General features: G+C 70.1%; 18 protein-coding genes and 1 tRNA gene. 11 read left to right on the top strand and 8 right to left on the bottom strand.

Features of this window, described 5'->3' with window-relative positions:
- The first annotated feature begins 82 nt into the window (after positions 1 to 82).
- The 5 genes from AB0L33_RS31040 (at position 83) to AB0L33_RS31020 (ending at position 5718) form a co-directional block, all read left to right on the top strand.
- Positions 83 to 1300: a branched-chain amino acid ABC transporter substrate-binding protein gene (locus AB0L33_RS31040; protein WP_365686793.1), complete on the top strand. Its 1218-nt coding sequence runs from the start codon at positions 83 to 85 to the stop codon at positions 1298 to 1300.
- Between the two features lie 99 nt (positions 1301 to 1399).
- Positions 1400 to 2329, top strand: a complete 930-nt coding sequence (locus tag AB0L33_RS31035) for a branched-chain amino acid ABC transporter permease (protein ID WP_365686704.1) — start codon at positions 1400 to 1402, stop codon at positions 2327 to 2329.
- A 5-nt stretch (positions 2330 to 2334) separates the two neighbouring features.
- Positions 2335 to 4113 (top strand): branched-chain amino acid ABC transporter permease, encoded by a 1779-nt coding sequence (locus tag AB0L33_RS31030; RefSeq protein WP_365686703.1) that lies wholly within the window; start codon positions 2335 to 2337, stop codon positions 4111 to 4113.
- 4 nt (positions 4114 to 4117) lie between these two features.
- On the top strand, positions 4118 to 5005 hold the full coding sequence (locus tag AB0L33_RS31025) for an ABC transporter ATP-binding protein (RefSeq protein ID WP_365686701.1): 888 nt from the start codon (positions 4118 to 4120) through the stop codon (positions 5003 to 5005).
- The gene (locus tag AB0L33_RS31020; protein ID WP_365686699.1) at positions 5002 to 5718 is read left to right on the top strand and encodes an ABC transporter ATP-binding protein; all 717 of its coding nucleotides are present in this window, start codon (positions 5002 to 5004) and stop codon (positions 5716 to 5718) included. Before AB0L33_RS31025 ends, AB0L33_RS31020 begins: the two co-directional genes overlap by 4 nt.
- 65 nt (positions 5719 to 5783) lie before the next feature.
- On the opposite strand, the gene AB0L33_RS31015 is transcribed toward AB0L33_RS31020, so the two are convergent.
- Positions 5784 to 6434 carry a response regulator gene (locus tag AB0L33_RS31015; RefSeq protein WP_311313004.1) on the bottom strand — a complete coding sequence of 217 codons (651 nt, stop codon included), beginning with the start codon at positions 6432 to 6434 and terminating at the stop codon, positions 5784 to 5786.
- Positions 6435 to 6530: 96 nt separating this feature from the next.
- On the opposite strand from AB0L33_RS31015, the gene AB0L33_RS31010 reads away from it, so the two are divergent.
- Together AB0L33_RS31010 and AB0L33_RS31005 are read left to right on the top strand one after the other, a co-directional pair.
- Positions 6531 to 6605 (top strand) — tRNA-Leu (locus AB0L33_RS31010).
- Positions 6606 to 6714: 109 nt separating this feature from the next.
- A complete protein-coding gene (locus AB0L33_RS31005; RefSeq protein WP_365686698.1) occupies positions 6715 to 7485 on the top strand; it encodes a helix-turn-helix domain-containing protein in 771 nt (256 codons plus the stop codon).
- Positions 7486 to 7494: 9 nt separating this feature from the next.
- Here the strand turns inward: AB0L33_RS31005 and pyk are convergent, their stop codons facing one another.
- A complete protein-coding gene (gene pyk, locus AB0L33_RS31000) occupies positions 7495 to 8928 on the bottom strand; it encodes a pyruvate kinase (protein ID WP_365686697.1) in 1434 nt (477 codons plus the stop codon).
- A 146-nt stretch (positions 8929 to 9074) separates the two neighbouring features.
- Positions 9075 to 9776, bottom strand: a complete 702-nt coding sequence (locus AB0L33_RS30995) for an SIMPL domain-containing protein (RefSeq protein ID WP_365686695.1) — start codon at positions 9774 to 9776, stop codon at positions 9075 to 9077.
- A 192-nt stretch (positions 9777 to 9968) separates the two neighbouring features.
- On the opposite strand from AB0L33_RS30995, the gene AB0L33_RS30990 reads away from it, so the two are divergent.
- The gene (locus AB0L33_RS30990) at positions 9969 to 11774 is read left to right on the top strand and encodes a 5'-nucleotidase C-terminal domain-containing protein (protein WP_365686792.1); all 1806 of its coding nucleotides are present in this window, start codon (positions 9969 to 9971) and stop codon (positions 11772 to 11774) included.
- A gap of 70 nt (positions 11775 to 11844) precedes the next feature.
- Here AB0L33_RS30990 and AB0L33_RS30985 read toward each other — a convergent pair whose 3' ends face one another.
- The 4 genes from AB0L33_RS30985 to AB0L33_RS30970 all read right to left on the bottom strand — a co-directional run bounded on the left by AB0L33_RS30985 (position 11845) and on the right by AB0L33_RS30970 (position 17815).
- Positions 11845 to 13248, bottom strand: a complete 1404-nt coding sequence (locus AB0L33_RS30985; RefSeq protein WP_365686694.1) for a SidA/IucD/PvdA family monooxygenase — start codon at positions 13246 to 13248, stop codon at positions 11845 to 11847.
- A complete protein-coding gene (locus tag AB0L33_RS30980; RefSeq protein ID WP_365686693.1) occupies positions 13245 to 14648 on the bottom strand; it encodes an aminotransferase class V-fold PLP-dependent enzyme in 1404 nt (467 codons plus the stop codon). Before AB0L33_RS30980 ends, AB0L33_RS30985 begins: the two co-directional genes overlap by 4 nt.
- 229 nt (positions 14649 to 14877) lie before the next feature.
- A complete protein-coding gene (gene pepN / locus AB0L33_RS30975; RefSeq protein WP_365686691.1) occupies positions 14878 to 17379 on the bottom strand; it encodes an aminopeptidase N in 2502 nt (833 codons plus the stop codon).
- Positions 17380 to 17476: 97 nt separating this feature from the next.
- Positions 17477 to 17815: a chorismate mutase gene (locus tag AB0L33_RS30970; protein WP_365686689.1), complete on the bottom strand. Its 339-nt coding sequence runs from the start codon at positions 17813 to 17815 to the stop codon at positions 17477 to 17479.
- Positions 17816 to 17971: 156 nt separating this feature from the next.
- Between AB0L33_RS30970 and AB0L33_RS30965 the strand changes: the two genes are divergently transcribed.
- Positions 17972 to 18706, top strand: coding sequence for a hypothetical protein (locus tag AB0L33_RS30965; protein WP_365686688.1), 735 nt, complete (start codon positions 17972 to 17974; stop codon positions 18704 to 18706).
- On the opposite strand, the gene AB0L33_RS30960 is transcribed toward AB0L33_RS30965, so the two are convergent.
- Positions 18696 to 19574, bottom strand: coding sequence for an AraC family transcriptional regulator (locus tag AB0L33_RS30960; RefSeq protein ID WP_365686687.1), 879 nt, complete (start codon positions 19572 to 19574; stop codon positions 18696 to 18698). The genes AB0L33_RS30965 and AB0L33_RS30960 overlap by 11 nt on opposite strands.
- Positions 19575 to 19710: 136 nt before the next feature.
- Here AB0L33_RS30960 and AB0L33_RS30955 point away from each other — a divergent pair, with 136 nt between their 5' ends.
- Positions 19711 to 21492, top strand: a complete 1782-nt coding sequence (locus tag AB0L33_RS30955) for a beta-galactosidase (protein ID WP_365686686.1) — start codon at positions 19711 to 19713, stop codon at positions 21490 to 21492.
- 72 nt (positions 21493 to 21564) lie between these two features.
- Positions 21565 to 22449 (top strand): hypothetical protein, encoded by an 885-nt coding sequence (locus AB0L33_RS30950; RefSeq protein ID WP_365686685.1) that lies wholly within the window; start codon positions 21565 to 21567, stop codon positions 22447 to 22449.
- Positions 22450 to 22545: the final 96 nt, after the last annotated feature.

Genomic DNA, 22545 nt, shown 5'->3' with positions numbered 1-22545 from the left:
CCAGTACGGCCCGGCGAACGACACGGCACCTCAAGCAGAGGAGGCCGCGCCAGGGAAAGGACCTTTCGTGCGACACCGTTCTTTGCTCATCCTCACCACAGTGCTCACCACCGGCGCACTGACGCTCACCGCCTGCGGGTCGCGCGACGACGACAACAAGAGCGACGGCAGCAGCGGCGGCTCCAACACCACCGTCGTCATCGGCGTCGACGCACCGCTCACCGGTGACCTCTCCGCCCTCGGCCTCGGCATCAAGAACTCCGCCGACCTCGCCGCCAAAACGGCGAACAAGGAGAAGACCGTCCCCGGCATCACCTTCGAGGTGCAGCCGCTCGACGACCAGGCCCAGCCCTCCGTCGGCCAGCAGAACGCCACCAAGTTCATCGACAACAAGAAGGTCGTCGGTGTCGTCGGCCCGCTGAACTCCGGCGTCTCCCAGTCGATGCAGAAGCCGCTCAACGACGCCGGCCTCACCCAGGTCTCCCCCGCCAACACCGGCACCGAGCTCACCCAGGGCGACAACTGGAAGACCGGCGACAAGAAGCGCCCCTTCAAGACCTACTTCCGCACCGCCACCACGGACCAGATCCAGGGCGCCTTCGCCGCGAAGTACCTCTACAACAACGCGAAGATCAAGCAGGTCTACCTCATCGACGACCAGAAGCCCTACGGCGCCGGTCTCGCCGCCTCCTTCAAGACGACCTTCACCGGCCTCGGCGGCAAGATCGTCGGCTCCGACCACGTCAACCCCGACGACCGCGACTTCAACGCCGTCGTCACCAAGGTCAAGAAGTCCGGCGCCAAGGCCGTCTACTACGGCGGTGAGTACCCCGCCGGCGCACCCCTGAGCCAGCAGCTCAAGGACAGCGTCCAGATCCCCCTCATGGGCGGCGACGGCATGTACAGCGCCGACTTCATCAAGCTCAACAAGAAGGCCCAGGGCGACATCGCGACCTCCGTCGGCAAGCCCGTCGAAGAACTCGACTCCGCCAAGAAGTTCATCGCGGACTACAAGACCGCCGGCTACAAGGACGCCTACGAGGCCTACGGGGGCGGCACCTACGACGCCACCTGGGCCATCATCGAGGCCGTCAAGCTCGCCGTCTCCGAGAACGACGGCAAGCTCCCCGACGACGCCCGCGCCAAGGTGCTCGACGCCATGAGCAAGGTCAAGTTCGACGGCGTCACCGGCCCCGTCTCCTTCGACCAGTACGGCGACACCACCAACACCATGATGACCGCCTACCAGGTCGACGGCGGCAAGTGGGTCTCCAAGCTCAGCGAGGCCTACAAGCCGTAACCGCTCCCGGGCCACGCCCGACCGACCCCAGACCGCGCGGGAGCGCTACGAGCACTCCCGCGCGGTGCCATATCCGAACCACTCCACGGAGGCCCTGCGGTGCACGAACTGCCGCAACAGCTGGCCAATGGACTCATCCTCGGCGCGATGTACGGACTCATCGCGATCGGCTACACGATGGTCTACGGAATCATCCAGCTCATCAACTTCGCCCACGGCGAGATCTTCATGATCGGAGGCTTCGGAGCTCTCACCGTGTACCTCTGGATGCCGGCCGGCTCCAACCTCCTCGCCATCGTCCCCCTCATGATCATCGGCGGCGTCATATGCTCCGTCGCCATCAGCGTCGCCGCCGAACGCTTCGCCTACCGGCCCCTGCGCAACGCCCCCAGGCTCGCCCCGCTGATCACCGCGATCGGACTCTCCCTCGCACTCCAGCAGGCCATCTGGAAGTGGTACCCGGACGCCACCAAGGACCACCCCTTCCCCCAGTTCAAGGGCGACGCCTTCGAACTCTTCGGCGCCCACGTCCAGCGCGGTGACCTCTTCGTCCTCATCTCCGCACCCGTCTGCATGATCGCCCTCGGCCTCTTCGTCTCCAAGACCCGCGCCGGCCGCGGCATGCAGGCCACCTCGCAGGACCCCGACACCGCCAAACTCATGGGCATCAACACCGACCGCATCATCGTCATGGCCTTCGCCATCGGTGCCGCGTTCGCCGCCGTCGCCGCCGTCGCCTACGGACTCAAGAACGGCCAGATCGGCTTCCGCATGGGCTTCCTCATGGGCCTCAAGGCATTCACCGCCGCCGTCCTCGGCGGCATCGGCAACATCTACGGCGCCATGCTCGGCGGCGTCGTCCTCGGCGTCGCCGAATCCCTCGCCACCGGCTACATGAGCGACGTCCCCGGCATGGACCTCTTCGGCGGCGGCGCCTGGAAGGACGTGTGGGCCTTCGTCCTCCTCATCGTCGTCCTGCTGCTGCGGCCCCAGGGCCTGCTCGGCGAACGCGTCGCGGACAGGGCGTGATACGGATGACCACCGCACTCCTCCCCGCCCCCGCCCCCGTCGCCCGCATCGCCACCCTCACCGGCGCCGCGGCCGCCCTCGCCGGCACCCTCCTCCCCTGGACCTGGACCTCCGAATTCCCCGGCGACCTCACCGTCACCGGCTACCCCGGCGGCCTCCAGGTCCTCACCCTCACCGGCGCCGTCCTCACCCTGCTCTTCGCCCTCACCGGCTACGGCATCCCCGGACTGCGCTGGCTCACCCCCGCCGGCACCAACAGCCCCGTCCGCCTCCTCGCCCTCGCCACCTTCGGCACCACCGGCTACGCCATGGGCGCCATCTCCTACGAGCTCGGCGGCGTCGTCAACCTCGAACCCGGAGCCTGGGTCAGCGGCATCGGCGCACTCGTCGCCGTCATCGCCTCCCTCGCCCTCCCCTACGACGTCCCGCTCACCACCGACGGCCCCGCGCAAAACGCCTGGCAGCGCTTCCGCAACAGCCTCGCCGCCACATCGGCCCCCCGCGCCAAGGCCCTCCCGGCCTGGGCCGAGATCGTCATCATCGCGGTCGCCTTCGGCCTCGCGCTCTACGTCTTCACCTACGGGATCGACATCCCCACCGAGGACTCCGAACAGTTCATCGGCTTCCTCATCACCGCGGGCTTCGCCTTCACCGCCCTCACCCGCGCCGGACTCATCGCCCGGCTCACCGCGCTGACCGCCAAGCACCGCAACGTCACCCTCGCGGCCGCCCTCGTCGCAGCCCTCTGCTTCCCCTTCACCCAGGACACCGCGGAATACGCCCTCATCGGCGTCAACATCCTCATCTTCGCCACCGTCGCCCTGGGCCTCAACGTCGTCGTCGGCCTCGCCGGCCTCCTCGACCTCGGCTACGTCGCCTTCCTCGGCGTCGGCGCCTACACCGCCGCCCTGGTCTCCGGCGCACCCCTCTCCGCGATCGGCGTCAAGTTCCCCTTCTGGGCCGCCGTCCTCACCGGAGCGGTCGTCTCGATGATCTTCGGCGTCCTCATCGGCGCCCCCACCCTGCGGCTGCGCGGCGACTACCTCGCCATCGTCACCCTCGGCTTCGGTGAGATCTTCCGCGTCACCGTGAACAACCTCAACGGCAACAGCGGCCCCGACCTCACCAACGGCTCCCAGGGCATCCCCAGCATCCCCGACCTCAACCTCTTCGGGATCGACTTCGCCCTCAGCCACGACGTCGGACCCTTCACCCTCAGCAGGCCCGCCAACTACTACCTGCTGATGCTCATCGTCACCGCCGTCGTCGTCCTCGTCTTCCGCCGCTCCGGGGAATCCCGCATCGGCCGCGCCTGGGTCGCCATCCGCGAAGACGAAACCGCCGCCACCGCCATGGGCATCAACGCCTTCCGGCTCAAGCTGCTCGCCTTCGCCCTCGGCGCCACCCTCGCCGGCCTCGCCGGCACCGTACAGGCACACGTCAACTACACCGTGACGCCCGAGCAGTACCAGTTCGCCGGCTCCGTGCCGCCGAACTCCGCGTTCCTCCTCGCCGCCGTCATCCTCGGCGGCATGGGAACCCTCAGCGGACCCTTCGTCGGCGCCGCACTGCTCTACCTCATCCCGGCGAAGCTCCAGTTCATGCAGGACTACCAGCTGTTCCTCTTCGGCATCGCGCTCGTCCTCCTGATGCGCTTCCGGCCCGAGGGCCTGATCGCCGACCGCAGGAAGCAGCTCGAATTCCACGAGAACGACCAGCTCGACGTGCCCACACCCCGGAAGTCCGACGAGACGGACGCCGGCATCGCCAAGGCGGGGGCGTAACACCATGACCACCACCACAGGAACCGCCACCCGGACGACCGTCCTGGACGCCAGCGGGGTCACCATGCGCTTCGGCGGCCTCACCGCCGTCCGCGACGTCGACCTCCAGGTCAACACCGGCGAGATCGTCGGACTCATCGGCCCCAACGGCGCAGGCAAGACCACCTTCTTCAACTGCCTCACCGGCCTCTACGTCCCCACCGAGGGCAAGGTCAGCTACAAGGGCACCGTCCTGCCGCCCAAACCCCACCTCGTCACCAAGGCCGGCATCGCCCGCACCTTCCAGAACATCCGGCTCTTCGCCAACATGACCGTCCTGGAGAACGTCCTCGTCGGACGCCACACCAGGACCAAGGAAGGACTCTGGTCCGCCCTGCTCCACCTGCCCGGCTACCGGGCCGCCGAGAACTCCAGCCGCGAACGCGCCATGGAACTCCTGGAGTTCATCGGCCTCCAGGACAAGGCCGACCACCTCGCGCGCAACCTCCCCTACGGAGACCAGCGCAAACTGGAGATCGCCCGCGCCCTCGCCAGCGACCCCGGACTCCTCCTCCTGGACGAGCCCACCGCCGGCATGAACCCGCAGGAGACCCGCGTCACCGAAGAGCTCATCTTCGCGATCCGGGACCAGGGCATCGCCGTCCTCGTCATCGAGCACGACATGCGCTTCATCTTCAACCTCTGCGACCGCGTCGCCTGCCTCGTCCAGGGCGAAAAGCTCGTCGAAGGCACCGCATCCGAGGTCCAGAGCGACGAACGCGTCATCGCCGCCTACCTCGGCACCCCCTTCGAAGGCGCCCCCGGCGCCGACGAGGTCGCCGAGGTCGAGAAGGCCGAGGCCGAGGCCCACACGAGCACGAACACGAGCACGGAAGAGGAGGACAACCGATGACCGCACTGCTGGAGGTCGAGGACCTCCGCGTCGCCTACGGCAAGATCGAAGCCGTCAAGGGCATCTCGTTCACCGTCGAAGCCGGCCAGGTGGTCACCCTCATCGGCACCAACGGCGCCGGCAAGACCACCACCCTGCGCACCCTCTCCGGGCTGCTCAAACCCCTCGCCGGACGCATCCTCTTCGAGGGCAAACCGCTCAACAACATCCCCGCGCACAAGATCGTCTCCCTCGGCCTCGCCCACTCCCCCGAGGGCCGCCACATCTTCCCCCGGCTGACGATCACGGAGAACCTCCTCCTCGGCGCCTACCTCCGCAACGACAAGGCCGGCATCGAGAAGGACGTCCAGCGCGCCTACGACCTCTTCCCCATCCTCGGGGAACGCCGCAAGCAGGCCGCCGGAACGCTCTCCGGAGGCGAGCAGCAGATGCTCGCCATGGGCCGGGCGATGATGTCCCAGCCCAAGCTGCTCATGCTCGACGAGCCCTCCATGGGCCTCTCCCCGATCATGATGCAGAAGATCATGGAGACCATCGTCGAACTCCGCGCCTCCGGCACGACGATCCTCCTGGTCGAGCAGAACGCCCAGGCCGCGCTGTCGCTGGCCGACCAGGGCCATGTCATGGAGATCGGCAAGATCGTCCTCTCCGGCACCGGGGCGGACCTCCTCCACGACGAGTCCGTCCGCAAGGCGTACCTGGGCGAGGACTGAGCGCTCCCGCATACGAGGAAGGCCCGCGCCTCCGTGGCGCGGGCCTTTTCTCTGCTCTACGGGGCCTACTCGGCGGCCCGCTTCTTCTCCTCGGCGTCCTCGATCAGGGCCTCGGCGAGCTGCTGCATCGACAGCCGGCGGTCCATGGACGTCTTCTGAATCCACCGGAACGCCTCCGGCTCGGAGAGCCCGTAGTCCGTCTGGAGGATGCTCTTCGCCCGGTCCACCAGCTTCCGCGTCTCCAGCCGCTGGGCAAGGTCGGCGACCTCGTTCTCCAGCGCCTTCAGCTCGGAGAACCGGGATACGGCCATCTCGATCGCCGGGACGACATCGCTCTTGCTGAACGGCTTCACGAGGTACGCCATCGCCCCGGCGTCCCGGGCCCGCTCCACGAGGTCGCGCTGCGAGAACGCGGTGAGCATGAGCACCGGCGCGATGGACTCCTCGGCGATCTTCTCGGCGGCGGAGATCCCGTCGAGGACCGGCATCTTCACGTCCAGGATGACCAGGTCCGGCTTGTGCTCCCGCGCCAGCTCGACGGCCTGCTGCCCGTCCCCGGCCTCGCCGACGACGGAGTAGCCCTCTTCTTCGAGCATCTCTTTGAGGTCGAGGCGGATGAGTGCCTCGTCCTCGGCGATGACGACGCGGGTCGTCAGCGGCGGAACGTGCGACTTGTCGTCATCGGCGACGGGCTGGGGCGACTCGGGGGTGGTCACGGGGCTCCTTGTTCAGGGCATACGTCTCTCCCTGAGCCTACCTAGCTACGGTATGGTGTAGCTACACGGGGGCGCCGCTCGCCCTTTCTTTCTAAGGCCCCAGTACTCCAACTGGTTAGAGAGGCCGCTCTCAAACAGCGGACAGTGTGGGTTCGAATCCCACCTGGGGCACTTTTCCTTCATTTCCAAGGTTGCATGAGAACGGCCCGGATTCACATGATCGTGTGGCTTCTCTGCCAATTCCGCCACCGGGCCCGACAACTTCTTCAAGCTCGGCCATGTGTACGACATTGAGACGCGCAAGCACGCGCTCGCCCTCCTCGATCAGGGCCTCAGCCTGAACGCCGTGAGTAAGCAGACCGGCATTTCGCGGGCAGCGATACGCGCCTGGCTCACACGCATCGAGCCGCTGCCTCGCATCCAAGGGCACACCGAATGCCCCCGCTGTGCGACCGTGCCGTTACCGCCCAGCGACCCCGCCAACTACTCGTATCTACTGGGCCTGTACTTGGGCGACGGGTGCATCAGCGCGCACCCGAGGGGTCTCGGCTACCACTTGCGCATTGTCTGCGCCGATGCATGGCCGGGCCTCATTGAGGAATGCCGCAAAGCCATCGCCGCTATCCATCCGTCCAGCGCCACGTATCTCGTCCAGAAGCAGGGGTGCGTCGCGGTGACCAGCTACAGCAGACACTGGCCCTGCTGGTTTCCCCAACACGGCCCGGGCAAGAAGCACCACCGCCGGATCGCCCTTGCTGTTTGGCAGCAGGACCTTGTGGACGCCCACCCTTGGGAGTTCGTCCGAGGACTGGTCCATTCCGATGGCTGCCGCATCACCAATTGGGCCACTCGCCTCGTCCGGGGAGAACGACGGCGCTACGAGTACCCGCGCTACTTCTTCACCAACCTGTCGGCCGACATCCTGCGCCTTTACACCGACACACTCGACAAACTCGGCGTCGAGTGGAAGGACACCAACGGCAAGAACATCTCCGTCGCCCGACGGGCGTCCGTAGCCCTCATGGACGCTCACGTCGGGCCGAAATACTGAGCCGCCCCGCTACTTCGGGCTGTCGTCCTCGCCGATGTGGTGCACGCGCACCAGATTGGTCGAGCCCGCGACACCCGGCGGGGAGCCCGCCGTGATGACCACGACGTCGCCCTTCTGGCAGCGGCCGATCTTCAGCAGTTCCTCGTCCACCTGGGCCACCATCGCGTCCGTGGAGTCCACGTGCGGCCCCAGGAACGTTTCGACGCCCCACGTCAGGTTGAGCTGGGAACGCGTGGCCGGGTCCGGGGTGAAGGCCAGGAGGGGGATCGGGGAGCGGTAACGCGACAACCGCTTCACCGTGTCGCCGCTCTGGGTGAAGGCCACCAGGAACTTCGCCCCGAGGAAGTCGCCCATCTCGGCCGCCGCGCGGGCCACCGCGCCGCCCTGGGTGCGGGGCTTGTTGCGCTCCGTCAGCGGCGGGAGCCCCTTCGCGAGGATGTCCTCCTCGGCCGCCTCCACGATGCGGGCCATCGTGCGGACCGTCTCGATCGCGTACTTGCCGACGCTCGTCTCGCCGGAGAGCATCACCGCGTCCGTGCCGTCGATGACGGCGTTGGCGACGTCGGACGCCTCGGCGCGGGTGGGCCGGGAGTTGTCGATCATCGAGTCGAGCATCTGCGTCGCGACGATGACCGGCTTCGCGTTGCGCTTGGCGAGCTTGATCGCGCGCTTCTGGACGATCGGAACCTGCTCCAGCGGCATTTCGACGCCGAGGTCGCCGCGGGCGACCATGATGCCGTCGAAGGCGGCGACGATGTCCTCGATGTTCTCGACGGCCTGTGGCTTCTCGACCTTGGCGATGACCGGGAGGCGGCGGCCCTCCTCGTCCATGACGCGGTGGACGTCCTCGATGTCGCGGCCGCTGCGGACGAAGGAGAGGGCGATGATGTCGGCGCCCGTGCGGATGGCCCAGCGCAGGTCCTCGATGTCCTTTTCGGACAGCGCGGGAACGGAGACGGCGACGCCGGGGAGGTTGAGGCCCTTGTGGTCGGAGACCATGCCGCCCTCGACCACGGTGGTTCGGACGCGGGGGCCGTCGACCTCGGTGACCTCCAGGGTGACGCGGCCGTCGTCGATCAGGATGCGCTCACCGGGGGTGACGTCCGCGGCGAGGCCGCTGTACGTCGTACCGCAGCCGTTTCGGTCGCCGTCCATCGGCTCGACGGTGATGGTGAAGTCGTCGCCGCGTTCAAGGAGTACCGGTCCTTCGCGGAAGCGTCCGAGGCGGATCTTCGGGCCTTGAAGGTCGGCGAGGACGCCCACGCTGCGGTGCGCCTCGTCGGACGCTTTGCGCACGCGGTGGTACCGCTCTTCGTGTTCGGCGTAGCTGCCGTGGCTGAGGTTGAGGCGGGCGATGTCCATTCCCGCCTCGACCAGGGCCTTGATCTGGTCGTATGAGTTGGTTGCGGGTCCCAGGGTGCAAACGATTTTGGCTCGGCGCATGGTTCGAGCCTAGACCTTACCTATGGGTAGGTAATTGGCTCCGTATGACTGTCCAACCACCTTTGAATGAAGGGTTATTGACAACTGTTGAATTGTGCGGCGGCGCGCTCGGATGAGCACGCGCCGGTGTCCCCGCGTGCGGGAATTCAGAGTTTCGGCGGGGTCATGGTGAAGCGGGCGTTCACCTGCGCGTACACGGTCTGCTGCTGGGGTTCGAGGTCGACCGGGGGCGGCGGCGGTGCGCCCGCTCCGGCGGGGGCGGGCACCGCGCCGCCGTAACCGGCGCGGCGGGCGTAGGCGACGGGGGCGGCGTTCTCCGCGCCTATGTCGGCGAGTTCGACCAGGGCGGCGAGCTCGGCGCCGAGCGCCCCGGCGTATTCGCGGGCGCGCTGGACGGCTTCGCGGACGGCCTGGCGGCGGGCCTCGCCGTGGGCGGGTGAGGTGGGGCGCAGGGCCCACCAGGGTCCGCTGACGTGGGTCATGTCGAGGTCGCCGACGCGGGTGACGAATTCGCCGAGTGCGGTGAAGTCGTTGAGGACGGCGGTGATGTAGACGCGGCCGTGGTAGGCGCGGATCTTCTCGTCGCGGCCGCGCTGGACGAGTTCGGGGTGGATGGAGAGGGCGCCGGTCTCGATCTTCTCGACGGCGTCGCCGTAGGTGCGGGCGAGTTCGAGGACGGTGGCGTTGCGTCGGGTGAGGTCTTCGAGGGCGGCTCGGCGGTCCTTGCCGCGGGCGGTGACGGTGATGGAGAGGCGGGCGATTTCGGGGTCGACTTCCAGGCGGGCTTCGCCTCGGACGGCGAGGCGGGGCTGGTCCGGGGTGCCGTAGGGCTGTGCGGGTTCGGTCATGGGTCCACTGTGGCATCCGGGTGTGACAGCGGGGGTGTTCGCGGCCGGTCGGCGTCCTGTCGATGTGTGGTCATGGAACGGAAACCTGCCGGGGGTGTTGCCGGGGGTGGTGCGTGGGTGATTATCTACGCGCGTTGTTGGACGGCGTACGACCGAACTTTGCACCAAGTGAAACGAAATGTGGGAGACGAGATGCCGCTGAACCGAAGGACGTTCCTGGGGACATCGGCCGCGGCCGGCGCGGGTGCGGTGGTGGTGGGTGGCGTCGCGTCGCCCGCGCAGGCGCACGGGCGTGGGCAGGGTCATGGGCGTCCGCAGAAGCGGTACTCGTTCACCGTGATGGGGACGACGGACCTGCACGGGAACGTCTTCAACTGGGACTACTTCACGGATGCCGAGTTCGACGACAAGGATCACAACGACGTCGGTCTGGCGAAGATCTCGACGTTGGTGGAGCAGGTGCGGCGGGAGAAGGGCCGCGAGAACACGTTGATGATCGACGCGGGTGACACGATCCAGGGCACGCAGCTGTCGTACTACTACGCGAAGATCGACCCGATCACGGCGAAGCGTGGTCCGGTGCATCCGATGGCGCAGGCGATGAACGCGATCGGTTATGACGCGGCGGCGCTGGGGAACCACGAGTTCAACTACGGGATTCCGGTGCTGCGGAAGTTCGAGGAGCAGTGCGACTTCCCGCTGCTCGGGGCGAATGCGCTGGACGCGAAGACGTTGCGGCCGGCGTTCGCGCCGTATGTGATCAAGACGCTGCGGACGCCGCACGGGCGTGATGTGAAGGTGGGCATCCTGGGGCTGACGAACCCGGGGATCGCGATCTGGGACAAGGCGAACGTGAGCGGGAAGATGGTGTTCCCGGGTCTTGAGGAGCAGGCGGCGAAGTTCGTGCCGCGGCTGCGTTCGATGGGCGCGGACGTGGTGATCGTGTCGGCGCACTCGGGGAACAGTGGGACGTCGTCGTACGGGGACCAGATTCCGTACGTGGAGAACGCTGCGGGTCTGGTGGCGGAGCAGGTGCCGGGGATCGACGCGATCCTGGTGGGGCATGCGCATCTGGAGATTCCCGAGTACTTCGTGGAGAACAAGGAGACGGGGAAGAAGGTCGTGCTCTCGGAGCCGTTGAAGTGGGGGCAGCGCCTGACGTTGTTCGACTTCGATGTGGTGTGGGAGAAGGGCCGCTGGGTGGTGGAGAAGGCCGGTTCGCGGGTGCTGAACTCGAACACGGCGGTGGAGGACCGGAAGATCACGAAGCTGCTGGCGGACGAGCACGAGAAGGTCGTGGCGTACGTCAACCAGGTGATCGGTACGGCGGCGTCGGAGATGACCACGGCGGAGGCGGCGTGGAAGGACGAGCCGATCATCGATCTGATCAATGTCGTCCAGGCGGAGACGGTGAAGGCGGCGCTGGCGGGTGGGGAGTACGCGGGGCTGCCGGTGCTGTCGCAGGCGTCGTGCTTCTCGCGTACGGCGCGGATTCCGGCGGGTGATGTGACGATCAAGGATGCGGCGGGTCTGTATCCGTTCGAGAACACGCTGGAGGCGCGTCTGGTGACGGGTGCGCAGATCGCGGAGTATCTGGAGTACTCGGCGAAGTACTACGTGCAGACTGCCGTGGGCGCTCCGGTGGATCCGGAGAGGCTGACGAATGCGGAGAACACTCCGGACTACAACTACGACGCGGTGTCGGGGCTGACGTATGACATCGACATCGCGAAGCCGGTGGGTTCGCGGATCGTGAATCTGTCGTTCGAGGGGCAGCCGCTGGATCCGGAGGCGCAGTTCGTGCTGGCGGTGAACAACTACCGGGCGAGCGGGGGCGGCAACTTCCCGCATGTTCCGGCGGCGAAGCAGCTGTGGGCGAATTCGGAGGAGATCCGGAACACGATCATCGCGTGGGTGCAGGCGAAGGGTTCGGTGGACCCTGCGGAGTTCGCTTCGGTGGACTGGCGGCTGACGCGTGACGGTGTGCCGGTGTTCTAGGCGCGGGTTTGGTGTGGGCGGTCGTTCCGTCTCCCCGTTTTGGGGAGGTGGGGCGGCCGCCCTTTTCTGTTCAGGGGTGGGTGAGGGGGACGAGGGTGGGTTGCTGGGTGGGGATGGCGGGTTGGGTGAGGCCGAAGGTGGTGAAGGCGGTGCGCTTCGGGAGGGGGTAGGGGTTGGTGCCGGTGAGGTCGTTGAGGATGGTGGCGCTGCGCCAGGCGGCGAGGCCGAGGTCGGGGGCGCCGACGCCGTGGGTGTGGCGTTCGGCGTTCTGTACGTAGATGTGGCCGGTGACCGCGGGGCCGAGGTCGAGGCGGTGGTGGGCGTCGATGCGGGGGCGGCCGGCGCTGTCGCGGCGGAGGTGGGGGGCGAGGTGGTGGAGGAGGGTGTCGAGGGGGCGTTCGCGGTAGCCGGTGGCGAGGACGACGGCGTCGGTGGTGAGGCGGGTGCGGGTGGATTGCTGGGTGTGTTCGAGGTGGAGTTCGACGCGGGTGTTGGCGACGCGTCCGGCGGTGCGGACGGTGACGCCGGGGGTGAGGGTGGCGTCGGGCCAGCCGCCGTGGAGGGTGCGTCGGTAGAGCTCGTCGTGGATGGCGGCGATGGTGTCGTGGTCGATGCCCTTGTGGAGCTGCCATTGCTGGGGGACGAGGGTGTCGCGGACGGTTTCGGGGAGGGCGTGGAAGTAGCGGGTGTAGTCGGGGGTGAAGTGTTCGAGGCCGAGTTTTGAGTACTCCATGGGTGCGAAGGCGGGGGTGCGGGCGAGCCAGTGGAGTCCTTCGTTGCCGGTGGGGCGGGCGCGGAGGAGGTCGAGGAAGATTTCGGCGCCGGATTGTCCTGAGCCGATGACGGTGATGTGGCGGGCCGTCAGGAGGCGGTCGCGGTGGTGGAGGTAGTCGGCGGAGTGGATGACGGGGGCGTTGCCGGTGTCGGTGAGGGGTTTGAGGGGGTCGGGGATGTGGGGTTCGGTGCCGATGCCGAGGGCGATGTGGCGGGTGTGGGTGCGGCCGAGTGATGCGGCTTCGCCGTGGGCGTCGAGGTGGGTGTGGTCGACGTCGAAGCGGGCGGTGTGGGGGTCCCAGCGGATGGCGTCGACCTGGTGGCGGAAGTGGAGTCCGGGGAGTTGGGTGCTGACCCAGCGGCAGTAGGCGTCGTATTCGGCGCGGTGGATGTGGAAGCGCTCGGCGAAGTAGAAGGGGTAGAGGCGGTCCTGGGTGCGTTGGTAGTTGAGGAAGCTCCAGGGGCTGGTGGGGTCGGCGAGGGTGACGAGGTCGGCGAGGAAGGGGACTTGGAGGGTGGCGCCGTCGATGAGGAGTCCGGGGTGCCAGTGGAAGGCGGGGCGTTGTTCGTAGAAGGCGGTGGTGAGGGGGGTGGGAAGGCCGTGGGCTAGGGCGGCGAGGGAGAGGTTGAAGGGGCCGATGCCGATGCCGACGAGGTCGTGGGTGCGGAGGGGGTCGTGGGTGGGTGGGGCGGCGGTCATCGGAGGGTGCTGCCTTCCTTGAGTTCGGCGGTGAGGTGGGTGACGAGGGTGAGGAGGCGGTGGAGGTCGTCGGGGGTGGTGTGGGGGTTGAGGAGGGTGGCTTTGAGCCAGAGGCGGCCGTGGGTGTGAGTGCGGCCGAGTACGGCGTGGCCGCGGGTGAGGAGGGTGCGGCGGATGGTGGCGACGGTGTGGTCGTCGGCGTCGGTGGGGCGGAAGAGGACGGTGCTGATGGTGGGGCGGTCGTGGAGTTCGAGTCCGGGGGTGCCGGTGATGAGGTCGGCGAGGGTGTGGGCGGCGGCGCAGGTGCGGTGCACGAGGTCGGCGAGTCCGGTGCGGCCGAGGGCCCGGAGGGTGACGGCGATCTTGAGTGCGTCGGGGCGGCGGGTGGTGCGCAGGGAGCGGCCGAGGAGGTCGGGGAGGCCGGCTTCGGTGTCGTCGTCGGCGTTGAGGTAGGGGGCTTGGTGGTGGAGGGCGTGGAGGTGGTGGCGGTCGGGGACGGCGAGGATGCCGGCTGAGGCGGGCTGCCAGCCGAGTTTGTGGAGGTCCAGGGTGACGCTGTGGGCGCGGTCGATGCCGTCGAGGAGGGGGCGGTGGGCGGGGCTGAAGAGGAGGGGTCCGCCGTAGGCGGCGTCGATGTGGAGTTCGGCGCCGTGGTGGGCGCAGAGGTCGGCGATGTCGGTGAGGGGGTCGATCTGGCCGGTGTCGGTGGTGCCCGCGGTGGCGGTGACGAGGAGGGGGCCTTGTCCGTGGTTGCGGGCGAGGGTGTCGTGCAGGGCGTGGAGGTCGATGGTGCCGGTGGGGGCGGGCACGGTGAGGGGTTCGGGGAGGCCGAGGAGCCAGGCGGCGCGGGTGATGCTGTGGTGGGCGTTGGCGCCGGTGATGGTCTGGACGGGGCCGTGGCGTTCGCGGGCGAGGAGGAGGCCGAGTTGGTTGGCTTCGGTGCCGCCGGTGGTGACGAGGGCGTCGGGGGCGGGGTGGTGGGGGTAGACCTCGGTGGCGAGTGCGGCGGTGGTGTCGGCTTCGAGGGTGGAGGCGGCGGGGGCCTGGTCCCAGGAGTCCATGGAGGGGTTGAGGGCGGAGGCGGCGAGGTCGGCGGCTGCGGCGAGGGCGAGGGGCGGGGTGTGGAGGTGGGCGGCGCAGAGGGGGTGGGCCGGGTCGGCGGCGCCTTCGGTGAGGGCTTGGACGAGGGTGGCGAGGGCGTCGTGGGGGCCGGTGCCCTGGTCGGGGATGACGGGGGTGAGGGCGGTGCGGGTGCGGGGGGTGACGGTGTCGGGTCCGCCTGCGGGGAGGGGGCCGTCGCGGCGTCGGGCGCCTTCGGCGAGGGCGGTGAGGACGGTGTCGAGGAGGGGGCGCAGGGCGTCGGGTCCGGTGGTGGAGCCGGCGAGGGGTGGTACGGGCATGGGATGGGGTGGTCCTTCGGGCGCGCGGGGACGGGGCACGGGTGTGGGCATGGGTGTGCGTGCCAGCTTGTCCGGGTTTCGGGTGGCGCGGCCGGGGACCGGGTGATCTGAACTCGAAAGGGTGGCGGGGCGCGGGTGGGGGCGCGTTGTCCGGGGTGGGGGTGGTATGGGCGTGCCCGGCGCGCTCCTCGGGTGAGGGGCGGGCCGGGCACGGGTGGGGCGGGTGGGGTCAGTTGGCGTTGCGTACGTTCAGGGCGCGGCGCAGGTCGTCGATCTGGTCGATGAGCTTGCGGCGGAGGGCGGGGATGAGGGCGGGGTCGGCCAGGGCCTCTTCGCCGGTGCGGAGGCTGTCGGTGTCGACGGCGTGGGCGGGGAAGGCGTAGCGGCCGGCGGCTTCGGCGATGGCGGCGCCGCGGCGGGCGGCGAGCTGGGCGGCCTCGGGGTAGAAGCGGGGCACGTACGCGCGTACGAGGTCGGTCTGTTCGGGTTGCCAGAAGCCCTGGGCGGTGGCGGTGAAGAGGTAGTTGGAGAGGCTGTCGTCGTGGAACATCGCGTCCCAGGCGGCGGCCTTGGCCTCGGGGGTGGGCAGGGCGGCGCGGCAGCGGGCGGCGCCTTCCTGGCCGGTGGCGCTGGGGTCGTCCTCCAGGGCGGTGTCGATGGCGGCTTCGTCGGTGGCGCCGAGGACGGCGAGGCGAGTGAGGATGCGCCAGCGGAGTTCGGGGTCGAGTTCGGGTCCGCCGGGGACGGTGTCGTCGGCGAGCCAGCCCTGGATGGTGTCGGGCTGGGTGGCGGCGTCGATGAGGTGGCGGACGGCGGTGAGGCGCAGGCCGGGGTGGGTGCCGTCCTCGGTGCGGCGGATGAGGTCGCGGCAGAGGGCGGTGAGGGTGGCGAGGGCGGCGGGCCGGTCCTCGGGGGCGGTGTAGCGGCCGGCGACCTGGGTGTCCGCGAAGGCGAGGACGCCTTGGAGGAGGGCGAGGTCGGTTTCGTGGGGGAGGTGGGCGCGGGCGGCTTCGAGGTAGGTGCTGGGGGCGAGTTCGCCGTCGCGGACCATGTCGCGGGCGGCGTTCCAGATGACGGCGCGGGTGAGGGCGTCAGGGATGCCGGAGAGGCTGTCCAGGACGGTGTTCCAGGAGTGGGGGTCGAGCCGGATCTTGGCGTAGGTGAGGTCTTCGTCGTTGATGACGACGAGGGCGGGGCGGCGGCCGGGGCGGGTGGCGGGGGCTTCCTCGGGGATGCCCGCTTCGAAGCGTTCGCGCAGGACGAGGGGGGTGGGTCCGTGCTGGGTGTCGAGGCTGTGGTCGTAGGCGCCGACGCTGATGCGGTGGGGGCGGGTGCCGCGGTGGTCGATGGTGAGCGACCAGGTGGTGTCGGTCTCGGTGGTGTGCGCGGCGAGCGTGTCGACGCCGGTCGTGCGGAGCCACTGGTCGGCCCAGGCGTGGACGTCCCGGTCGGTGGCGGATGCGAGGTTGTCGATGAAGTCGGCGAGGGTGGCGTTGCCGAATTTGTGGCGGGCGAAGTGGGTGTTGATGCCCGCGAGGAAGTCCTTCTCGCCGAGCCAGGCGACGAGCTGGCGCAGGGCGGAGGCGCCCTTGGCGTAGGAGATGCCGTCGAAGTTGAGGAGCGCGGAGGCGGTGTCGGGGACGTCGGCCGGGTCGGGTGCGACGGGGTGGGTGGAGGGGCGCTGGTCGGCGTCGTATCCCCAGCCCTTGCGGGCGACGCCGAAGTCGACCCAGGTGTCGGTGAACCTGGTGGCTTCGGCGAGGGTCTGGTAGCCCATGTACTCGGCGAAGGACTCGTTGAGCCAGATGTCGTCCCACCAGGCGAGGGTGACGAGGTCGCCGAACCACATGTGGGCCATTTCGTGGGCGATGACCATGCCGCGGGTCTGGCGTTCGGTGTCGGTGACGGCGGAGCGGTAGATGAATTCGTCGCGGAAGGTGACGAGTCCGGGGTTCTCCATGGCGCCGGCGTTGAATTCGGGGACGAACGCCTGGTCGTACGAGTCGAAGGGGTAGGGCTCGGTGAACTTTTCCTGGAACCGGTCGAAGCAGGCCCGGGTGATGTCGAGGATTTCGTCCGCGTCGGCGTCGAGGTGGGGGGCGAGGGAGCGGCGGCAGTGGATGCCGAAGGGGAGTCCGGCGTGCTCGGTGGTCACGGAGTGCCAGGGGCCGGCCGCGACGGCGACGAGGTAGGTGGAGAGCGGCGGGGTGGGGGCGATGGTCCAGCGGCCGTCGCCGGTGTGTTCGGTGGTGCCGTTGCCGAGGACGGTCCAGCCTTCGGGGGCGGTGACGGTGAGGGCGAAGACCGACTTGAGGTCGGGCTGGTCGAAGGCGGCGAAGACGCGCTGGACGTCCTCCATGAAGAGCTGGGTGTAGACGTATGTCTCGTTGTCGCTGGGGTCGGTGAAGCGGTGCATGCCCTCGCCGGTGCGGGAGTAGCGCATGGCGGCGTCGACGCGGATCTCGTGCGGGCCTTCGGTGAGGCCGGTGAGGGGGTACCGGTTCTCGGTGAGGTCCGCGGGGTCCAGCGGCTGCCCGTCGAGGCTGATCGAACGCAGGGTGGCGGGCTTGAGCTCGATGAAGGTGTCACCGGCCTGGCGGGCGGTGAACTCGATCACGGCGCGGGAGTCGAAGGTCTCCTCCCCCGTGGTGAGATCGAGGTCGATCGTGTATCGCTGTACGTCGAGGATCTGGGCTCGGGCCTGCGCTTCATCGCGCGTCAGTACGGACATGGGGACATGCTGCCGTATCGTCCGGGCGGCGCGCAGGGGGGTTCCGCTGGGGGCGGACGGCCGCGGAGGCGGCCGGGCCGCCTCCGCGGTCAGGCCGTCAGCGTCCCCCGGTTGCCTCCGCGCCGTTCGCGGACTCCTCCGCGATGCGTTCGTGGTGGCGGATGACCTCCGCGACGATGAAGTTGAGCAGCTTCTCGGCGAACGCCGGGTCGAGGTGGGCGCTTTCCGCGAGCTCCCGGAGGCGGGCGATCTGGCGGGCCTCGCGGGCCGGGTCGGCCGGGGGGAGCTGGTGGGCGGCCTTGAGGTGGCCGACCTGCTGGGTGCATTTGAAGCGTTCGGCCAGCATATGGACGACGGCGGCGTCGATGTTATCGATGCTCTGGCGCAGCCGGTCGAGTTCGACGCGTACGGAGGCGTCGATGTCGTTCGTGGTCATGGGCAGCGAGCTTACGGGGCTACGAGGAGATCGTCGGCGGGTGTTCGGGGTCCGGGACGCGGTCGCTCCAGCCGCAACCGCAGGGGTGGTCGTGGCGTCCCCGCAGGTGCAGGGAGGGGGGCGTGGCTGGTGCCCTGGCCGGGAATCGGGAGCGGAGTGGACGGAAACAGTTCGCCGGGGGCGGCGGAAGCACGCGAACGGCCGGTGGTCGTCGTGCCCTGGGGGGTGGCGGCGGGCACGGTCGCCTGGTGTGTCGTGGGTGGTGTCCGGGCGGCCCGCATGGAGAACTATCCCTGGAACGTGTGGACGCCGATCGGCTACGGCGCGGTCAAGGGCGTCTTCCTGGGGCTGCTGGCCGGCTGGTGTGCCGTACTGGGGGTCCGAATTGTCCGTCGGACCGGTGGCGGGGCGGTGCCGCGCGCGGTCTCGCTGTTCGCGGGTGGTCTCCTGGGCGGGCTGGTGCCGGGCTCGCTGCGCGACTTCCTGGGTCCGCCGCAGCCGCGGACGCTGTACTACTTCGACGGACCGAGGCCCGGGTCGCAGTGGTACTGGCGGCCGTTGCTGACCGAGTGGCTGGTCCACACGGTGCTGCCGGCGGTGGGCTGCGCGGTGCTGCTCACCGTGTGCGCGCTGCTCTGCGCCCGGTCCTCGCGTCGCGAGCGCGCCCGCTGGGCGGTGCCCGTGTCGGTGGGTCTGGGTCTGCTGGTCCTCCCCCACTACGCGGCGGCGGGGCTGCCCGCGCCCGAGGGGAACGGCGACCACGTCAACGAGTCGGCGACGGCGGGCATGGCGGTCGCTGCCACGGGGTTCGGTCTGCTGGTCAGCGCCTGGATCGCGTGGACGAGGCGACGCCGCCGGCCCGGGGAACGGACCGTACGGACTACGACGTGATCGTCGGCGGGTGTTCGGGATCCGGGACGCGGTCGCTCCAGCCGCCCGGGACCGTGCGGCCCTGCTGTTCCCGGAAGCGGACGGGGGCGGTGCCGACGCGCCGCGCGAAGAGGCGGGAGAAGTAGGCCGGGTCGTCGTAGCCGACGCGGCGGGCGACGGCCGCGACCGGCAGGTCGCTCGTGGCGAGGAGTTCCTTCGCGCGCCCGAGCCGGATGGTGAGGAGGTAGTCCTTCGGGCTGCATCCCGCGCCCCGGCGCACCGCCGTCCGCAGCTCGGCGGAGGTCATCCCGTGCCGGGCGGCGTGCTCGGCGACGGACAGCGGCTGGAAGGCGTCCCGGGCGAGCGCCTGGAGGACCGGGTCGCCGTCGGGGCCGACGTCGGCGCGGGCCCGGCGCAGGGCGACGAGGAGTTCGTGCACGGCAGCCCCGGTCTCGACCTCCAGGAGCGGGTTGCCGCGCCGGGCGGCCCGGACCATCCGGCCGATGGCGGCGCGCGGGGCGGCGGTGTCGGCGAGGGGCACCAGGGGGCGGTCGGGCTCGATGTAGCCGAGCTCGGTGTAGGTGGTGGTGGCGGGGCCGGTGAAGTCCACGAAGCTCTCGTCCCAGCCGGTCGCGGGGTCGGCGCCGTAGTGGTGCGGGGTGCCGGGGGTCAGCCAGATGAGGCTGGGCGCGGTGACCGGGACCCGCCGCCCGTCCGGCCCGGCGAACCAGCCGCTGCCCGCGTGGACGACGACGGCCACGTGGTGGTCCAGGGTGCGCGGCCCGACGGTCGGCAGGGTGCCGTGCTGGAGCCCGACGCCGAGGCAGACGAGGCCGAGGCGGTGGTGCAGCGGACTGGGCGTGAAGAAGCGCATCCAGGTGTGGTACATCGGCCTCTTCCTCCCCGGTCCGGCCCTCTGGTCAGGCAACACGTGTCCAAACAGCCAAGATCTTTGTCCATGGACCGGCCGCGCACCAGGGGTGAGGCTGGACCGAGACATTCCGCGCATCAGGAGAACGGGCACCATGGCTGACTTCACCGTCGGGGACGACGGCTTCCGGATCGACGGGGAGCCCGTGCGGCTGCTGTCCGGGGCGCTGCACTACTTCCGGGTGCACGAGGGCCAGTGGGACCACCGGCTCGCGATGCTGCGGGCGATGGGCCTCAACTGTGTGGAGACGTACGTCCCGTGGAATCTCCACGAGCCCCGGCCCGGCCGCTTCCGGGACACCGGGGCGCTGGGCCGCTTCCTGGACGCGGCGCACCGGGCCGGCCTGTGGGCGATCGTGCGCCCGGGCCCGTACATCTGCGCGGAGTGGGAGAACGGCGGTCTGCCGGCCTGGGTGACCGGCCGGTTCGGGCGGCGGGTGCGGACCCGGGACGAGGGGTATCTCGACGCGGTCGGGGCCTGGTTCGCGGAGCTGCTGCCGCAGGTCGCGGAGCGGCAGATCGACCGCGGCGGCCCGGTGATCATGGTGCAGACGGAGAACGAGTACGGGAGTTACGGCACCGACGGTGTGTATCTGCGCCGGGTGGCGGAGCTGCTGCGGGCGTACGGGGTGACCGTGCCGTTGTTCACCTCGGACGGGCCGGAGGACCACATGCTCACCGGCGGTTCGGTGCCCGGTCTGCTCGCCACCGCCAACTTCGGTTCGGGTGCCCGCGAGGCGTTCCGGGTGCTCCGCCGCCACCAGGCGTCGGGTCCGCTGATGTGCATGGAGTTCTGGTGCGGCTGGTTCGAGCACTGGGGCGCGCCGCCGGTGGTGCGGGATCCGGCGCAGGCGGCCGGTGCGCTGGCGGAGATCCTGGAGTGCGGGGCGTCGGTGAACGTCTACATGGCGCACGGCGGCACGAACTTCGCGGGCTGGGCGGGCGCGAATCGTTCCGGGCCGCTCCAGGACGAGGAGCTGCTGCCGACGGTGACGTCGTACGACTACGACGCGCCGGTGGACGAGTACGGCCGGGCCACGGAGAAGTTCCGGCTGTTCCGGGAGGTCCTCGCCGGCTATGCGGACGGGCCGCTGCCCCCGCTGCCGCCGGAGCCGGCCGGGCTCGCGGCCCCGGTGCGGGCGGAGCTGACCGAGTGGGCGCCGCTGAACTCGGTGCTGGAGGCGCTGGGCGACGAGGAGGCGGCGGAGTCCGGGGTGCCGCCGACGTTCGAGGAGCTGGGCGTCGACCGCGGCCTGGTGCGCTACCGGGTCGCCGTGCCGGGTCCGCGCCGCCCGTATCCGCTGGGCGTCTCGGGGCTGAGGGACCGTGCGGTGGTGTACGTGGACGGGGTGCGCCGGGGTGTCCTGAGCGAGGGGGCCGCCGTCCTGGAGGAGCCGGTGGCGGGGCCCGCCGATGTGGAGCTGTGGGTGGAGTCGCTGGGCCGGGTCAATTACGGGCCGCGCCTGGGCGAGCCGAAGGGCATCACCGGCGGCGTGCTGCACGAGCGGCAGTATCTGCACGGGGTGCGGGCGCGGGCGCTGCGGCTGGACGCGTTCGACGAGCCGGGTGCGGTGGCGGGGGTGCCGTTCGCGCCGGTCGGCGGGGAGGGCGGGCCGGGCCTGTACCGGGGCACGTTCGGGCTGACGGCCGGGGCGGACCACGCGGGGCTCGAACTCCCGGGCTGGACGCGGGGGTTCGTCTGGGTGAACGGCTTCTGTCTGGGCCGGTACTGGTCGGCGGGCCCGCAGCACACGCTGTACGTGCCGGGTCCGGTGCTGCGGGACGGGGTCAACGAGGTGTGGGTGCTGGAGACGGAGGGCGCGGGTGCGCCGTTCGTCGAGCTGGGTCCGGGGCTGCCGGTGCGGGCGGGCGGCTGACAACCCCGGGGCGCGCTTACCCGTCTTCATGGGTGAGGAGTCGGGCCCGGAGCGACGAGCGGGGGTACGGAGATGCCGGACAGCCCCCGCCGCAGCCCGGTCGAGCACGGGTTCCCGCATCTGGAGACGGTCCGTTCGGCGATCACCGCGCTGTACCGCAGGCTGTCCGCCGACGGTGTCCAGCGGTTCGCGACGAGCCTCGCGCCGGTCGACGCCGCGTTCACCGGCGCGGAGGATCTGCACCTGGGTGCGCAGCGGGTGGCCCGGGCGATGGTGCGCCACTACCGGCTGCCGGACGCCCGGGTGATCGTGGCGTTCCGGTCGATGGAGCACGCGGGCAGCGTCGAGCTGGCGGCGGGGCCGGAGTACTTCGTGGAGCTGAACGACCGCTTCCGCACCCATCGGCGGGACATCGGGGCGGCCCTGTCGCACGAGGTGGCGCATGTGCTGCTGCACCGGCTGGGCCTGGAGTTCCCCGGCACCCGTGACAACGAGATCCTGACCGACACGGCGGCGGTCTACCTGGGGGCGGGGTGGCTGCTCCTCGACGCGTTCCGCGAGGACGCGACGTCCAGCCAGAAGCTGGGTTACCTGACGCCGGAGGAGTTCGGTTACGTGCTGGCGAAGCGGGCGCTGGTGTTCGGCGAGGACCCTTCGCCGTGGTTCACCAGTCCGCAGGCGTACACCGCGTACACGGTGGGCCGGGCGCGGGCGCTGCGGGATGCGGCGCGGGCGCCGCTGACGGCGGCGGGGTGGTCGGGTCGGCGGCGGTACGCGCGGGACCGGCGGGCCGCGTCGGGGGTGACCGGGGGGTCGTACGCCTTCGAGGCGGGCGGGGACGGGTTGCGGGTGGCGTTCCCTTGTCCCGTCTGCCATCAGCGGAACCGGGTTCCGGTGCGGGGGCGGGTGCGGGTGCGGTGCGCGTTGTGCCGCGCGGTGCTGGATTGCACGACGTGACCGGTCACCGTCCCGGGGGGGGGGGGGGCGGGGCCCCCCCCCCCCCCCGCCCCCCACCCCCCCCCCCCGGCGAGGGGACGAAGAGAGGACGAGATG

Source organism: Streptomyces sp. NPDC052299 (assembly GCF_040679335.1).
Classification (GTDB): domain Bacteria; phylum Actinomycetota; class Actinomycetes; order Streptomycetales; family Streptomycetaceae; genus Streptomyces.
The sequence above is the reverse complement of the archived record's forward strand: the minus strand, read 5'-3'. Positions and strand labels throughout refer to the sequence as shown.

Bases quoted from the DNA above. Each gene is read 5' to 3' on its own strand.
- AB0L33_RS31030 (WP_365686703.1), top strand. From the start codon at position 2,335: ATGACCACCGCACTCCTCCCCGCCCCCGCCCCCGTCGCCCGCATCGCC.
- AB0L33_RS31025 (WP_365686701.1), top strand. From the start codon at position 4,118: ATGACCACCACCACAGGAACCGCCACCCGGACGACCGTCCTGGACGCC.
- AB0L33_RS31020 (WP_365686699.1), top strand. From the start codon at position 5,002: ATGACCGCACTGCTGGAGGTCGAGGACCTCCGCGTCGCCTACGGCAAG.
- pyk (WP_365686697.1), bottom strand. From the start codon at position 8,928: ATGCGCCGAGCCAAAATCGTTTGCACCCTGGGACCCGCAACCAACTCA.
- AB0L33_RS30995 (WP_365686695.1), bottom strand. From the start codon at position 9,776: ATGACCGAACCCGCACAGCCCTACGGCACCCCGGACCAGCCCCGCCTC.
- AB0L33_RS30990 (WP_365686792.1), top strand. From the start codon at position 9,969: ATGCCGCTGAACCGAAGGACGTTCCTGGGGACATCGGCCGCGGCCGGC.
- AB0L33_RS30985 (WP_365686694.1), bottom strand. From the start codon at position 13,248: ATGACCGCCGCCCCACCCACCCACGACCCCCTCCGCACCCACGACCTC.
- AB0L33_RS30980 (WP_365686693.1), bottom strand. From the start codon at position 14,648: ATGCCCGTACCACCCCTCGCCGGCTCCACCACCGGACCCGACGCCCTG.
- pepN (WP_365686691.1), bottom strand. From the start codon at position 17,379: ATGTCCGTACTGACGCGCGATGAAGCGCAGGCCCGAGCCCAGATCCTC.
- AB0L33_RS30970 (WP_365686689.1), bottom strand. From the start codon at position 17,815: ATGACCACGAACGACATCGACGCCTCCGTACGCGTCGAACTCGACCGG.
- AB0L33_RS30960 (WP_365686687.1), bottom strand. From the start codon at position 19,574: ATGTACCACACCTGGATGCGCTTCTTCACGCCCAGTCCGCTGCACCAC.
- AB0L33_RS30955 (WP_365686686.1), top strand. From the start codon at position 19,711: ATGGCTGACTTCACCGTCGGGGACGACGGCTTCCGGATCGACGGGGAG.
- AB0L33_RS30950 (WP_365686685.1), top strand. From the start codon at position 21,565: ATGCCGGACAGCCCCCGCCGCAGCCCGGTCGAGCACGGGTTCCCGCAT.